11 protein-coding genes are annotated in these 14,946 nt (G+C 34.0%); all 11 read right to left on the reverse strand.

Annotated features, from left to right (window positions below):
- Nucleotides 1-313 precede the first annotated feature (313 nt).
- Complete coding sequence (locus AC4BB5_RS17350) at nucleotides 314-2,938, reverse strand: YfhO family protein (protein WP_490457304.1); 2,625 nt, start codon at nucleotides 2,936-2,938, stop codon at nucleotides 314-316.
- Between the two features lie 18 nt (nucleotides 2,939-2,956).
- A complete protein-coding gene (gene lepB, locus AC4BB5_RS17355; protein ID WP_490457305.1) occupies nucleotides 2,957-3,670 on the reverse strand; it encodes a signal peptidase I in 714 nt (237 codons plus the stop codon).
- An 18-nt stretch (nucleotides 3,671-3,688) separates the two neighbouring features.
- Nucleotides 3,689-4,360 carry a signal peptidase I gene (gene lepB / locus AC4BB5_RS17360; protein WP_490457306.1) on the reverse strand — a complete coding sequence of 224 codons (672 nt, stop codon included), beginning with the start codon at nucleotides 4,358-4,360 and terminating at the stop codon, nucleotides 3,689-3,691.
- 31 nt (nucleotides 4,361-4,391) lie between these two features.
- Nucleotides 4,392-5,057, reverse strand: coding sequence for a hypothetical protein (locus AC4BB5_RS17365; protein ID WP_490457307.1), 666 nt, complete (start codon nucleotides 5,055-5,057; stop codon nucleotides 4,392-4,394).
- Nucleotides 5,058-5,082: 25 nt separating this feature from the next.
- Nucleotides 5,083-6,186, reverse strand: a complete 1,104-nt coding sequence (locus AC4BB5_RS17370; RefSeq protein WP_490457308.1) for a WxLIP family cell surface protein — start codon at nucleotides 6,184-6,186, stop codon at nucleotides 5,083-5,085.
- Nucleotides 6,187-6,391: 205 nt separating this feature from the next.
- Nucleotides 6,392-7,174, reverse strand: a complete 783-nt coding sequence (locus AC4BB5_RS17375; RefSeq protein ID WP_490457309.1) for a WxL domain-containing protein — start codon at nucleotides 7,172-7,174, stop codon at nucleotides 6,392-6,394.
- A 29-nt stretch (nucleotides 7,175-7,203) separates the two neighbouring features.
- Entirely contained in the window at nucleotides 7,204-8,004 is an 801-nt protein-coding gene (locus AC4BB5_RS17380; protein WP_490457310.1) for a WxL domain-containing protein, read from the reverse strand.
- Nucleotides 8,005-8,008: 4 nt separating this feature from the next.
- The gene (locus tag AC4BB5_RS17385) at nucleotides 8,009-8,362 is read right to left on the reverse strand and encodes an EF2685/EF0750 family sortase-dependent surface protein (protein WP_490457311.1); all 354 of its coding nucleotides are present in this window, start codon (nucleotides 8,360-8,362) and stop codon (nucleotides 8,009-8,011) included.
- Between the two features lie 15 nt (nucleotides 8,363-8,377).
- Nucleotides 8,378-11,737 (reverse strand): MucBP domain-containing protein, encoded by a 3,360-nt coding sequence (locus tag AC4BB5_RS17390; RefSeq protein WP_490457312.1) that lies wholly within the window; start codon nucleotides 11,735-11,737, stop codon nucleotides 8,378-8,380.
- Nucleotides 11,738-12,033: 296 nt separating this feature from the next.
- Nucleotides 12,034-12,741: a helix-turn-helix domain-containing protein gene (locus tag AC4BB5_RS17395; RefSeq protein ID WP_490457313.1), complete on the reverse strand. Its 708-nt coding sequence runs from the start codon at nucleotides 12,739-12,741 to the stop codon at nucleotides 12,034-12,036.
- Between the two features lie 592 nt (nucleotides 12,742-13,333).
- Nucleotides 13,334-14,824 (reverse strand): helix-turn-helix domain-containing protein, encoded by a 1,491-nt coding sequence (locus tag AC4BB5_RS17400; RefSeq protein ID WP_490457314.1) that lies wholly within the window; start codon nucleotides 14,822-14,824, stop codon nucleotides 13,334-13,336.
- Nucleotides 14,825-14,946 lie beyond the last annotated feature (122 nt).

The following is a 14,946-nucleotide window of genomic DNA, read 5'->3' on the forward strand; positions in this document are numbered from 1 at the left end:
CCTAAAAAGAGGATGGGACAGGAGTGTTTAATCCCGAGAAATAAGAAGGAATTTACGAAAATTACTCTTTAAATTTTTGTGAATTTCAGCTTATTTCCGAAGGGATTGCTCCTGCTCCCACCGTTTATTCGGTTTCCATGTGAGTGGGATATGACTCGAAGAGTTATGTCCTGCTCACAATCATAATACTTGATTTAATTTCCGCGATTTTCTTTGCCACTATTCATTAACAAAGAGCGAACTAAACTAAGACAAATCCTTACTCCACACTCACATCCTAATACGTATTTTTTCCTCGCCAATATACATGCATTTAATGATTATAAAACGGATCCTCAGCTCTACTCCGCAACCACCAAACATATCCAATAAAACCGCCTGTACATAAAATCAACAAGACAACCCCTAAAGAAAATCCTTGTGGTAAAAAGACAAATTCAATTTCATGCTCTCCTGCGCTCACGGGCAAAGTCAAAAGTGCCTGTTTGAACGTCGGGATCTCCGTATACTTTCCATCAATATATGCCTTCCAACCTTTATCATAAGGAATACTAGTAAAAAGCACCTTATCTTGATCCAAGTTTACTGTTGCTGTTGCTTTACGCCCAGTTACTTTAAATTCTACACCGTTATCTTTTATCTTCTCAATAGAACGGCTAAATTTATCCGTATCCAACAATGCTACATCTGGCTGAACGATTTGAAAATTATCCGTCTTTTCCAGATTGGAAACAGTCATCTTCAATTTGATCTGTTTCGCTTTTTTATGATAACCTAAAGAATAATATTGCCCAGTTTCACTAATAGAACTATCATAAATAGTCCCATCTACTTCCAACTTCATGATTGGAAATCCAAATGTTTTATAATCTACTGGATAGATACTGACATAAGCTTGTTGATTTGCGGGAACGTCTACCAACCACTCTAATACCATCGGTTCAGCTCGTTTTTCTGGGGTATAGGTCGCAACTTCAGTTCGATTAATCATTGCCTTTTGCTCTTTTACGTTTGTAGTCTTGACTTGTTTCAACTCACTAAACGAAAAGAAATCCTCATTTGTTCCAGCTAAATGATTTAACAAAGATGCCTGTGATTCCACGGCACTAGGCTCATATATTTCATCATCCGTCCACATTCCTAATGGTAGTGAGTAGCTATTTTTATATAAAGAAAATTCACCTTTCTCGGCAATTTTATTGTATCCAAATTTCAAGATATCCTCTTTAGCCAAGTTATACTTCATTCCTACTAAGGAGTCCATCAATAACGTATTGTTGGCATAACGAATATTTAAATTTGTTCCCAATGAACGGTATCCCAAGGCATTTAAATAATAAGATGAGTGACGGTTTCTAATTGAAGAAAACATATTAACACCACTATATCCGTAATTAAAAGAATCATTAGGGGAAACAGGGTTTAGATTCTCCAATCGGTAAAAAGTATCATTGTCAGCTTTAGTTTGATCTACTAACTCCTTGATTGGCTTGTAAGGCTCTGCATAGTATTTCCTAGAAGGATAATGCCATTCAGCCTGAACTCCTTCAGCAATACCGTAACTATTCAATCCTGCTTCTCCACAGACCAATAAAACGAACAATAAGCCAATCCACCTTTTATAGCCTGTATTTCTTTTTATCAAAGCAAAGATCACTAAATAACTGACTAGAAAAAGAAGTGTCCAAATAAAGTTGATTGATTGAATATATTTATAGTCCTTTTGCTCTGTAATAACTCTCACGATTAAATACATGCTAATTAAGCTTAAAAAAATCGTTACTAGCTGATCAAAATCTTTTGAGTCATATTTTTCCCAGCCATAGCCTGCTAAAATTAGTACAAGAAATGAGAAAAGAAAACTAAAACGAAAATTAAACATATTCGGCGTATGCATCCCTTGCCAAAAAAGATTCAGCGGTTCTAAGTAAAAGCTAACAACTAAAACCAGAAGCAAACTGCCATAACAAATTTTTTGCTTTAACGAAATTTTCTTTGTGATAAAAAAGAATAAACAAAAAATAACCGCTAACAATCCAATGTAGATAAACGGCGTAGACTTTACCTTAGTGCTATCATAAATCCCTATCATATTCTTGACTACTAAATCCCAAGGACCAGTATGTTTTGTTTTTAACCGAACAATTCTACTAAATGCTTCTCCGTTGTTTCTCAAGTCTAATAATGTAGGTAATATTACAATCATTGATGCCCCGCCTGCCAAAAACGAAGTAATCAAATACATCGGCAAACGCAACCAATATCGTTTTCGATCAGTCAACATGCGTACCACAAAATAGCCAAAGGTAAACAACCCTACCATAAATGCCATATAAAAGTTTGAAACAAATAACAGAACATAACTAACGAACAATAAGATTGGTTTCTTTTGATCCATTAAGTGATGAATCCCCAGGACAACCAAAGGTAAATAGACCATTGCATCCAACCACATCAGTATTTCAGCATGTGCTATTACAAAAGACATCAATGCATAGGACACACTTAAAATAACATGACTCCATTTGGGTAATCGAAATGTCTGATGAGAAAAAATCCAAAATGCTCCACCCATACTACCGATTTTTATCAATGTAAGATAATAAAGAAAATCTGGAAGTTGAAGATTCGTAAAAAAGATGACTAACGGACTATATATGCCACCTAAGTAATACGCAATAAATGTCCAATAATTCAATCCCATTGAACTATTCCAAGTGTAAAAGATACTCTGATCCCCTTTAAACACATTGTTTAAACTAGCATAAAAATTAACATATTGAGAAAACGCATCACTAGCCAAAATTGTGTGTTGCTCACTTCCTGGATAAACGCCTATTTTTGCGTATACGATAACCATAATCACTATCGGAATTCCTATACTTAAAAACAGATAAAGACCATTGTTTTTGATAAATAAATAAATTTTTTTCCTCATACTGACCTCACTTTACATTTAATGAACAAAACCGAATCGATTCAAAGGATAAAACCGAAAGTTGACGACCCCTTCAATTTGCTTCTCATCAATGAATCCGATTGAGCGACTATCTTTAGAATTTGAACGATTATCCCCTAAAACAAAGTAATGATTCTTTGGAATTTCGTCTAGGTTCTTAAAAAGAGATTGCGTTTCTTTTTGAAATAGTTTGACTACTACAGTACTGTCAGGTAATTTATTTTCTTCAATTAATTTAGCTGGTTCTTGATTATTATCTAAATGTTCAAATAAATATAATCGAGTATCGTACAAAAAAATCCGATCACCAGGAAGCCCAATCACTCGTTTAACATAGGATGAATTCGGCTCCTCTTTAGGCTCAAAAGTAATAATATCGTAACGAATGATTCTGTTTCTTTTGTGTACAAGTAAATGATCTCTATTTTTAAACGTTGGTTCCATCGAGTGCCCCTCTACAAAATGAGAGCGATAACTCAAAAAAAAATTCAAACACACCAGAACAAAGAGAGCAAATAAAGTCGTTTCTATAAGGTTAGATACCTTTGTCACTTTTTTTCTCCATCCCCATCTCTGTTCTTTTTGCTTTCTCGAGAGTGGTTGGCGCTTTTCAACCATTGATTTTCTCTTTTTCTTTACAGAATAAGCTTTTTGTTGATTTATTTTAGAATTTTCTCTTCGCTTTTTCTGATTTTGTTCAAGATGAGTCATATTATCTACCTATCTTTTCTATAGTTTCATCATTTCATGAAGCGGAAGTAATTTCATCGAGGCAACACCAATAATCTCTTTTTGATCGATCAGTCCATAAAAACGACTATCTGTTGCAAAAGAACGATTATCCCCTAAGACTAAATATTTTCCTTTAGGAATCTTCCCTTGAACTGCTCCAATGATACTTTCCGTGCTAAAATCTTCCGTTAGTCGATATCCCTCTTTTTTCGCTTGCCGAAGTTCATTGGATAAGAAACGCTCCACTCGTTCCTCGCCATTGATAAAAAGAACATCTTCTTTATACACTACTTTTTCTCCCGGCATGCCAATAACTCGACGTGTGGAAACCTCATTATACCGATTCGGTACATGAAAATAGACTAGGGAAAATCGGTTGACTTTACCTATACGATTCACAAAAATTCGGTTAGGCTCTTTCAATGACGGTGCCATTCCAAATCCTTCTACTTTAGGAATGACAAAGGTAAACAACGAAACCAAATAAACTAAAAGCAACGTAATTAATATACTCATCGTCATTTCTACCAGCATATTCCTCATCTTTTTATGCTGTTGCTTTTTTCTTTTCTTTTTAGTCCGTTGCCGCTTATGAACTTTTTTTTGTATTGAAGCACCAGATTTTTGGGTGATTTTCTTTTTAAGAGCGTTTGGTTTACGTGCTGCCATCAAGAAGACCCCCTTGTGCATCAAAAACAGATTATTTATTCTTCTTTAAAGAAGCTTCGTTAATTCGGAAGTATTTCAATACTTTTTTCTCGTTTCCTTGCGCTCTCTTTACATCGTTTTTATAACTTTTCAGTGTTTCTGAGTCCTTTAATGACTCTATCGTCTGGCCACCCAGATTCACTCCTAATTCTTTCATATTTGAATATAGTCGATTCAATTTTTTTTGCCCTTCTTCTGATAAACGTCCATTTGCTGAATGTGCACCATAACTAGCAAGTCTTGCTGATAAATCGTACAATGTTCCTTGTATTTTCTTAGGATTATCCGTTTCTTGCACCTGATTTAATTGTTCTTCAATACTAGAAATCAGAAAATAGCTTTGTATTAAAGCATCTGAATCTCTTTTCCCTAAGTTTGTTGCTTGGTAATAGCGGCTGTAAAAAGCACCACTAGCTCCTATTATTCCTATTATTAAAAAGAAAATAACAAACTGAATCTGCTGATTTCGCTTTTTAATCAGCCTCCGACAAGCTTTTTTCCATTTTTTCACTTTAAGTTTATGCTTAGGTTTCTTCGTTCTAAGTTGCACCAATTTTTTTCCTGTTACTACTATTACAGTCAAAAATACGAGCATAAACACAAAACAGAGGATAGCAAGGGAAAGGAGTCCAATAAACAGCCAATCTAATATTTCCATTTTTCTGTGCCTCCTCTAACTCTCTCTAGTTTTTCTTTCTTTTCTTTGTAGCAGAGGCTTTTCTTTTAGCATTCTTCTTTTTACTTCTTTTTTTTAACGAACGAATCACTACGAAAATGATTAAAATCAATGCTAAAGAACCAACAACAATCATCACAATCAACAGCCAATTGATTCCTGACTCTTGGACTAATGTTAAATCCTGTTCATTGAACTTATCCGCGTCTTCATCTGTGATTTTAAATTCTTGTTCCCACTGCCAGCGTCCGCCAGTTTTTGTAGTCACTAAGATTTTAGCGCGATAATCGCCTGCTACCATTTTCTCACCATTCATGGATACAGGAAAATTAATTAATGTATTTGGTGCCATCTTCATCTTAGCTTTTTTGGTATCATATAATACTTCATCTGAGTCTTTGCCCATAATTTGAACATCTACCGTCATATCATAGATATAGATTGGCTGAATATTCGAAAAATTAATAAAAATAGAATTACGGTAATTATTTAGTTCTGGATACACCTTGTTTAATTTCAATTCCGGCTTGATTTGGTTTGTTTCACTTTCACTTAGCTGAATTCCAGTTTGATAAACAAATTTATTTTTGATCATTCCACTATCTGATTGCGTATCTACACCTTCTTGATCTTTTTCAGATAAACTGATTGCTCCTGAAATATATCCTTCAAAAGTAGCCTTTGGTACAGTAAGTTCTAAATTTAGTATTTGTTCACTTTGCGGTTCTAGAGTCACTTCTTTTGGACTAGTTACAATATCTTTTAAATCATATTTTAGTGAAGCATCTTTTTTTATTGCATTCTCACCATACTCGATAACACCATTGCTATTGGTCTTAGCTCCGTTGACACTGGCCAAGACAGTGGTTTCTTTATTTGCGCTATTTTTAAGTTTTATTTGGAGTGTTTGTTTTTGCCCCGGTGTTACTCTTAAATCAAAGTAGCCTACTTTAGGATTATGTTGGTTTTCTGGAAGAATCACTTCATAAGAGAAGCCACCAGAATTTTGATTATCTTTTGACTCTGCTGCATAGACCGTCCCTGCAAAAATAAAGGAAATTGCAACTATGTATAATAAACTCAGTAGTTTGATCGCTACTTTTTTTACCATTAAATATCCCTCTTTCTTTTCTTGAAAATAAGAGGGTGGGACAAAAACTAACAAATCGTTTTGTTTCACCCTCTAATTATGAATATATCTCCGAGATAAGCTATTGTGATTGTCTTACGCCATCATTATGAATACGTAAACTGACCCACGCTAGCATTACTCACTTTTGAAGCTTATTTGTATCGTTCCATCTTTTTATAATTTTCTATGCTTCTGGTTCTCCTGATTGGTTTTCATCTGGTGTTGCAGTGATTGTCCAAGTAATTTCACCTTCATAATTTGCTGCCTTCAATACATTTGTACCAGGCACTTTCAATGTCACACCATCATATGAATCCTTACCAAGTTTAGCATTTTCATTTGTGTCAAACATTAGCTCAAATACACCAAATCCTTTACCTTTTTGAGTATTTGCAAACATTGTTTGAGCTTTTGAACCATCTTCCGCAAATTCTAAATCATTAACTGGCGATAACCCTTCTGAAGGTAACGTTGCACCATTTGTTCCAGTTACTAAAGACACGTTATTATATGTTAATTTTGCACCAGTCAATTCAGATGCGATACCAGTACTTGTAAATTGTTTTGTTAATGCAACGTTTATTTTGTAGAAATTTTCGGCAACATTGGCACGGATATCTCTAAAACGAACAAAGTGAGCTGTTGTTTGTTCTCCATTTGTAAATGGTAAAGCTTTGTACGTTTTTTCAGAGTCATTGGCAATAATATCATGTTTATCAAAATTCATATCTGTTACTGATACAATTTTTAATTCTGACGGATCTGGATTTTGTGTTGGTTCTGTCAATTCTTCTCCTGATGATTCACCTGGTGGTAAATTAGATGGGTTAGTTGTTGAATTTGTTTGAAATTCAACATTACCTTTTCCTTTTTGTTCTGTTGCTGCTTTTGTAGCTGTTGGAAGTGCAAGACCTACTCCGACTGCTACTAATAATGCAGCACTTACTATTTTGTGTGTAGATTTCATTTCTGTTTCCTCCTAATATTTTGGACTATTTATGGTAGCTCGGATAAAATCCAAGTTATCACCGTATTGTAAGTTACCGGATCTTTTTTCGTCGCCTCCGGTATAGACAACTGTAATGCTTCATTTTGATACATTGGTTTATTTTCAAAATTTGGATCCATAATTGGATTTCCTTCATTGTCTAAGCGTGGTTTGAGTGTTTCTTTTCGTCCATGACCATTTTCAGCAGAAGCACCGAAAGTGATGGCCCAAGTTCCTTCACCAGAACCAGGTTTTGCCTCAGCTAAATTATATGTTTGACCGATATTATCGATACGAATCACATCTTTTTGAACAATCGGTGCTTCTTCTTTATTTCTAGTTGAACTGGCCCATGATTGGTCCAATGATATAACAGCACCATTTAGTTCTTTATTCTTTGTGTGCTCATTTTTGAATTGCGTTTCTTGACGAACTTGTAATGTCCAACCTTTACCCGTACCACGATAATCAGATACTTGTATAAAATTCCCCCTAGCTCCGACATTTCCATGAAATAACTGAGCATTTCCATAATAAACAGCATCTGTTGAAGTTTGCTCATTCTTCCAAAACTCAAACTGAGGAACAAAATCGATTCTCAGCTCTCCATGGGTAGATGGGCTGTCTCCTGGGTTCACTTCATTTCCAGGATGTTCAGGGTCTTTAGGCGTTTTGGGGTAGCCACCTTCAAACTGAATATTTTCTGCCCCATGCCTTGCCGTTTCTGCGTAAGCAGATACTAAATCATTCAACAAAACAACTAAGAAAAATGGTATGATCAAAAGAATGTTTCTTTTTTTCTTTTCCATTTTGCTAAGACCCCTTCCCTTCAGTGTCTCCCGGCCTTTTTTTACGTTTCAGGTAAAACAGTATCAAGCAAACTCCGACTAGCACAATTCCACTAATCCCAAGACTTGTTTTCACCAATTCGCCGGTTGATGGATATCTGCCCACTGGTTTCACAGGTTTAGGCGTCGAACTAGGAATTGGATCATCGCTCGATTGTTTCGGACTACTGGATGTGGTTTCTTCATAAAAAGTAATCCCACCATTTGTCTGGACTGCCCCACCATTTTCTTCGGCCTTTCCAATCATTGAATGAGACAACAATGATGTAGTAAACAAGAGAAAAACAAAGAGAGCTGAAAATAAATATTTTTGTTTCATTTTTCTTTCCTCCCTCTATTCTGGTGTCTCTCCGACAGTCCAAATAATCGTAGCTTTGTATTTTCCTAACTCACGAACAGCCCCAGCAGGAACATCTAATTTAAACCCACGTTCACCAGTAGTCCATTTGTCACTGATATTATACTGACCACTTGATGTGTGAGCCGCTTCAACAATTGGCTGATCGTTAGCGTTCAACGTGATTTCAGTTTCTTTACCTGCTCCTGTTCGATAACGAATAGCATCAGGTAAAATTTTATCTCCTTCACCATCTTTACTTGTCAAATACGATTCCAACTTTGCCTTTAATGACCATTCTGTTAATGTAGTCCGATTGTCCCCAATAATTAGATCTTTATCGTAACTAGGTTTCTCCACCCGAACACCGAAAATCCCTGCATCTCTTATTCCAAAATCAATTGTTTCTGGTGCAGAATAGATAAAGAGTGTGCCACTAAACACATACTGAACGGTATATTCCGTTTCTTTCACTAAAATAGCATTCTCAGGTGTTGGTCGTGATTTGATTTGATAATTTTTGCTCGATATTATGTCTAATGCCTCTTTTACTTTATCATCGATAGTCAAATCGATCGTATCACCGACATTGCCACTAATAGAAATAGGTTCATGAATTGTATTACCTGCATCATCAACAAACGCTACATTAACTGTAGCTATTTTAGGTTCAATTTTTAGTGGTACATCCTCAACAGTTGTTTCAATAGCTACATTATTTGAGGTCTTTCCTGTCAATTTGTACCCTTGTTCAAAGGTCGTCTCTGCTTGAGTGGGAGGAGTTGATAGTTTCGATTTTACTTTATAAGTCAATACATACTCAGCTTCCGGTTCCAGCTCCGCTATGTTTACATTCAGTCTTCCTGCTGACCCTATAACAACACTGTTTGGCTCAAGCTTAATTTCTTGACCATTTTTAGTCAGTTTAACAGTAGCTAAATCGACACTAATATTTTCTGGAAAAGGATTAGTCGTTATATATATAACTTTTTTGAATACAGATGGCGCTGGAGCAGTATTTTTAAAAGTCGACGTAAAAGTTGCACTCTCGCCTTCTTTTATAATGTTCGGAGAAATAGAAAAACCAGTTGATAAAATAGGTGTTCTTTGATAGTAAAAACTCAATTCTTTTACTTCACCATATTTAACTTTTACTGGATTGACTAATGGCTCTTGTTTAACTCCATTAATACTTATTTTACTCAATGTATATTTAGGAATGATTTCAGCTGAAATATTTTCTTCCGTTCCTATTAATTTACTTAGAGATTTACTTGGTGATACTTCTTTCGCTGAACCAATTCCATTGTCTTCTAAATAAGAAATAGTTATTGTTGCCTCACTTGGTTGTATCGTAAGTGAATTCTCTACATTTGACACAGCAATAGCTGAATTGTCAGGATTCAAGCCTTTCGGAGTAGCTATTGTCTTTAGTACTTTAGAACCAGCAGAAGCATCGATTTGAGCTGTGTAGACAACTTTTAACGTATTCCCTTTAGCATTTACTAACAGATTGTTTTCCGCAGTTTGAATGACTCCAACGGGAACTGTTTGTGTTATAACTGGCAATCCCAATTCTTTAGAAGAGCCTGTTGAGTCTACTAAACTAGCCGAAACAGGCGTTACATTCCTATATGCTGCATCCAACTGAGTAGATAATTTTGCTTGTTGCCATAACGTAGTCTCATTAGTTAGCTCTGAAGTTATAGTAAAACGAACAGTGTCTAATACTTTCGCTTGCTCACTTACTTTCCATGAGCCATCAGGTTGTTTCACTTCTGAAACGATTTTTGTCGTAATTTCAGGATTACTAAACTGTTTGACCGTAATTGGTACAGATATTGTTGTCTCTAATCCTGTCTTATCTCCTCTTATCGTTACCCCAGCTGATGCGATACCTTCTTTTGAGAAGATTACTTTATTTGAAAAGCCAATAACACTTACAGATTCAGATGCAAAGACACCTTTTAAGTCTTTTACCAATGTTGCAGGATCTAAATCATCTGTGCTTGTTCCAATCATGACTTCACGAGAGACAGGCGTTGCACTAGGAACACCACCTAATTTAGTCTTAGCAATCCCCTCATTGATTTCACTATCACCATCATCAGTATTGTTGTAGACATTCATTGGAATATGAAGATACCCATCGCTTTGATAATATTTTTCTTTATCTACACCTTCAACAAGTTTAGACGTAACATTAAATTCATAAGAATTATCAACGAACCCAGCATCACTCAGCGTGCTTGGTGGAACTATTACAACAAATTTATTGTTAGGAATATCCTTTGTAATTAAAAATTTTGAGGTGACATCTGTACCATCCATATCTGTTACTTTGACTTGCGCTTGAGACAAATCAAAAATTTTATCCGCATTCATATACATAATATACTTTTTAGGATAAAAAGATGGTTCCGATTGTATTGGCATATCTTGAACCACTGAATAACTAATCAGGTTTGTATCCTCATTAGTGTCTCCGACAATTTGAGGTGCTGGGAGAATAATTCTTGCCACAGCGGATGTGTCATACAACAAATAGCCGATTGCTAAGGATGTAGGAAGGTCAATCGTTTGTGTCATAGAACCTTCTGAATTAAACAAGTAAGTAAATTCCTGAGTTATATGCTCTCCAGCACTGACTCCAACAAATCTAGTTAAACCTGGTCCAACCTCCTCATAAGTAAGTTCACTATTGCTATACGTATATAATCCTTTCAAAAAAGAACTGTCGGAATTAATCGTTAACCCTTTGTGCTTATTTAGCCGTTTTACATTCCACATACCTTTCACTGGAATTTTTGTTGTCGTTCCGCTTTCAAAGAAGTCATATCTAAGTTTCAATTGACCCACTTTGCCACGCGTTTCAACTCTTAAAAAGTTAAGTTTTTGAGCGTTACTACTTTTTGAAGTGGGGTAAAAAATATTGGTCGTCGGGTTTGCCTCAGTTGACGTGTATGATTCAATCGTAAGACGTAAATCTATGAATTGCCCTTTATAAATGGCTACTTTATTCAACTGTACATAATTATTTCCCGTAATATCATTTTTCTTAAACGCCGCAGAAGTTGAACTTTCAGATGATGCTCCATTGACCGTATACGTCAGTCTAGGTGTAATACGAAACATCAAGGCATACTCTCCTGGAATAGGGGAAGCTGCACCAGGATTTTTACTATCCACTAAGTTAATGTCAGGATACCCAAGCAATGGGAGACTTACTCGTGTTTCCTTTCCAGCAGCATAAGGAAGCGTTCCTTCTTCTGCTTTTATTACCTTATTTTCAACGTAAAAGTATCCAACACAAATGATAACTAAACTAAACGCTACTAAAATCATTTTTTTTCTCATTTTCATCCTCCTTTCTTGCTAGACTTAAATACATTTATTTCAACTTCCTATTAATCAGCACTTATACACCACTGATTAACAAAAAAAAGAAACCACAAATAATACACTTTTCTCTCTCCGCATTCGTTATGGTGTCGCTCCGACAATCCAAACAATCGTTGCTTTGTATTTTCCTAGTTCACGAACAGCACCCGCAGGAACATCGAATTTAAACCCACGTTCACCACCTTTACTTGTCAAATACGATTCCAACTTTGCCTTTGTTTGCTTGTTTTCCCTTTTTAATCATCTATCATTTACTTTCTTTCCACTAACATATACCCTTTAGATCGAACTGTTTTAATGTATCCTATTTCATCTGCATACCTATCTATTTTTTTTCTTAAATGGAAAATAAGATTTGCAATACGATATTTTTGATTACCTTCTTCATTACCATAAATCTTTTGTTGGATCTCCTCATATGAGAACGTCGTCTTAGGCTTCTCTGCTAACATATGAATCAATTTAAATTCTAGCCTAGTTAAACCAACTTCATCTCCTCTACCAACTTCTATACTTAAGTTTCCTTCTTTTAATCGATGTAACGTTTGTCCATCTACTTCTTTGTTCTGCCCCTTCGTTAAAGACAAATTTTGTTGTTGCTTAAGTAATGTATTCTTAATACTTAGCCCCACTTCATTTGTTTCTTGATATTGTTCATTAAATACCGAGTCTACTCCAAGTTGAAGATAAACCGTTTTGCTTGTTCCCTGCTGAATAGTTGAAATAATCCAAATATGACAAGCTGCTTGTTCCTTTATAGATAAAATCGCTGTACAAATTCCAGCTACATTACTTAATTCATTTTCAAAGATAACTATAGCCTGCAATTTATCACATTTATCGCCACTTCTTATATCCTCTTCTGACAGCATAAATAATTTATTTTCCTTAGCCAATCTTTCTATGTACGACTTATTACTATGATTTTCACAAAATTGTAAAATACCTATGTATGGCATTCCTTATCCTTCTTTCGTCTTTTTTTACAACTTAGTAGAGTTTCTTAAGTACCATAATGGATACTCTTATTAAGAAATTTTTATATTAAATTGATATAAACATAGTATAAAACATTTTTTTGTTTTTTTTTTTCAAAAAAAACATTAGCAAATGTTGTTTCTGAAATTATTTTGTTTGTTACAATCTATCTCTCTACGAGGTAATTCTAAAATTTTAAAAAAACTTATCCACAAACGTCCATTTAAAAACCTTAGTTATTCCAGCCCTTTTCTACGAGAACTTCCTATACCAAATTTGCAGATAATATAAAAAAGCCCTCTTACATAAACGATTCACACCTGATGAATCATCTACGAAAAAGAACTCTTTAAGCTTAATTAATGAAATTGATCTATAAAAACAGGAATAGTGAACTCTTTGCTTCTATATCCACTATTCCGGCATTCATTGCACACTTAGCTAAGCTACTCTATTTAATTTTAATTGATCAAATAAATGTCCCATCCCACCTTATCCAACATTTAAAACTGACTTATGGATCAATAAAGAACTCTATCCCTTTTTAAAATGAATAATCGTTTCTTATGTATTTTAAAATTCCCTCTTTTCCTTACTATGTTTTTCTAGTATCTTTCGTTCTATATTTTCTACCAAAAAATCAAATTCTGATACCCTATTAATATAAACTTGTTCTATTTGCTTGTCTGCCACTACTATATTTGTATCCGTAATTATAAGATCTGGATTTAAATCTAATCGATCTACACACTTTACTTTACTTCCAAAAAAGCAATTGATTTTTTGTTTTAACAAATTGCTCATAGTAATATCCGCATCTTGAACAAAAACTTTAATAAACTGAGACTCTGAATTTTTTAATTCAACAAACAATGCGTAAATGGAAAAATATATGTAATCAATCAACGCTGTTTCTGTGATATATTTAGGAATCTGGTTGAAAAACTCACTATATTGTGTCGTTTTTAACTGCTGAAAAATACTTATTGTTTTTTCTCGTATTGTTTTTTCAAATTGATCCATATTTGTATATACTCTTTCATCATAAACATAATCAAACTTTTTTGAGTCAATAAAGCAGGTTTTTACAATCAGATGATATAAATCAATCTCTTGCCTAACTCTTAAATATAAATATCTATCAGTCGATCCCTCAAAAAAAGCATTTATAATTTTTCTGACAAAAATATTACTGTGTTCTACGAAAGAAAAATGCTCTTTTGAAAAAAACATTTCATATTGCTCTACTTCTAAAGGATCGTTAAAAATTTTTTCCTTATAAAGAATAAACAATGTCGCACTTGCTTCAGACCAAATTTGTTCATTTGTTTTATTTTTATTTTTTGAGAAATAATCAAATAGACTTTTTAAATTAGGAGAGTTTATTCGTTTTTTTGATAGTTCTATTAATTTTTTATTATTCACAAAATTTCGTTGTTTGGATCGTACAATACTAATATACGTAATTAAACTAATATGATACTGTTGAATCGTACTTTTGTTTTCCCATTCAACAATTCTTTGGGAAAAGTAATCATTTAATTCGTGAAACTCTTGCGGCCTAAATAACCACGTATTTGACGCTTTAGAAAAAAATTGAAAGTAAAAGTTTCTTATTCGTAATTCCTCTCCAATAATTTTATTTTCTCTGGATAGATTTAATCCACACTCTTGAAGAATTTCTTTTAATTTTTTTCTACGTCTTGAAAAAGTTGCCTGACTTATATACTCTGTCTCACAAAATTTACTAACATCAATTTTTTCATAAAGAAATATTTGTTCAATGATTTTGTACATTATTGATTGCAGTAGGTACTTACGTCCTATCGTATTTATATCTATATTCGTAGCGTAAACATTTTTAATTGTGTTGTTCGTGTAGTTAACCTTAAATACATCTTCATCCAACTCTTGTTCAAATTGCTTAACTATCATTGAAACCGTTCTTGGTACTAAACCTGTTTCATTTACAATATCTTTTATGCTTACTTCTTGTTTACTATTGTTAATCATGCTAAGTATTTTCATTTTTCTATCATAAATATCATCTAAAAATAATCTCATTTTCTAGTCACCTCTTTATTATTTCCATTTTTCAAATACACTATACTAAATATATACATTAGATTTTTAAATGAATTTCTTTTTTTTCACTCTAAGAATACTTTATTGAAAAACTTATTTAT

It is taken from the genome of Enterococcus sp. AMC1252 (assembly GCF_058216515.1).

Coding starts and splice junctions, on each gene's coding strand:
- lepB (WP_490457306.1), bottom strand. CDS start 4,360: ATGGCAGCACGTAAACCAAACGCTCTTAAAAAGAAAATCACCCAAAAA.
- AC4BB5_RS17390 (WP_490457312.1), bottom strand. CDS start 11,737: ATGAGAAAAAAAATGATTTTAGTAGCGTTTAGTTTAGTTATCATTTGT.
- AC4BB5_RS17370 (WP_490457308.1), bottom strand. CDS start 6,186: ATGGTAAAAAAAGTAGCGATCAAACTACTGAGTTTATTATACATAGTT.
- AC4BB5_RS17375 (WP_490457309.1), bottom strand. CDS start 7,174: ATGAAATCTACACACAAAATAGTAAGTGCTGCATTATTAGTAGCAGTC.
- AC4BB5_RS17380 (WP_490457310.1), bottom strand. CDS start 8,004: ATGGAAAAGAAAAAAAGAAACATTCTTTTGATCATACCATTTTTCTTA.
- lepB (WP_490457305.1), bottom strand. CDS start 3,670: ATGACTCATCTTGAACAAAATCAGAAAAAGCGAAGAGAAAATTCTAAA.
- AC4BB5_RS17400 (WP_490457314.1), bottom strand. CDS start 14,824: ATGAGATTATTTTTAGATGATATTTATGATAGAAAAATGAAAATACTT.
- AC4BB5_RS17350 (WP_490457304.1), bottom strand. CDS start 2,938: ATGAGGAAAAAAATTTATTTATTTATCAAAAACAATGGTCTTTATCTG.
- AC4BB5_RS17385 (WP_490457311.1), bottom strand. CDS start 8,362: ATGAAACAAAAATATTTATTTTCAGCTCTCTTTGTTTTTCTCTTGTTT.
- AC4BB5_RS17365 (WP_490457307.1), bottom strand. CDS start 5,057: ATGGAAATATTAGATTGGCTGTTTATTGGACTCCTTTCCCTTGCTATC.
- AC4BB5_RS17395 (WP_490457313.1), bottom strand. CDS start 12,741: ATGCCATACATAGGTATTTTACAATTTTGTGAAAATCATAGTAATAAG.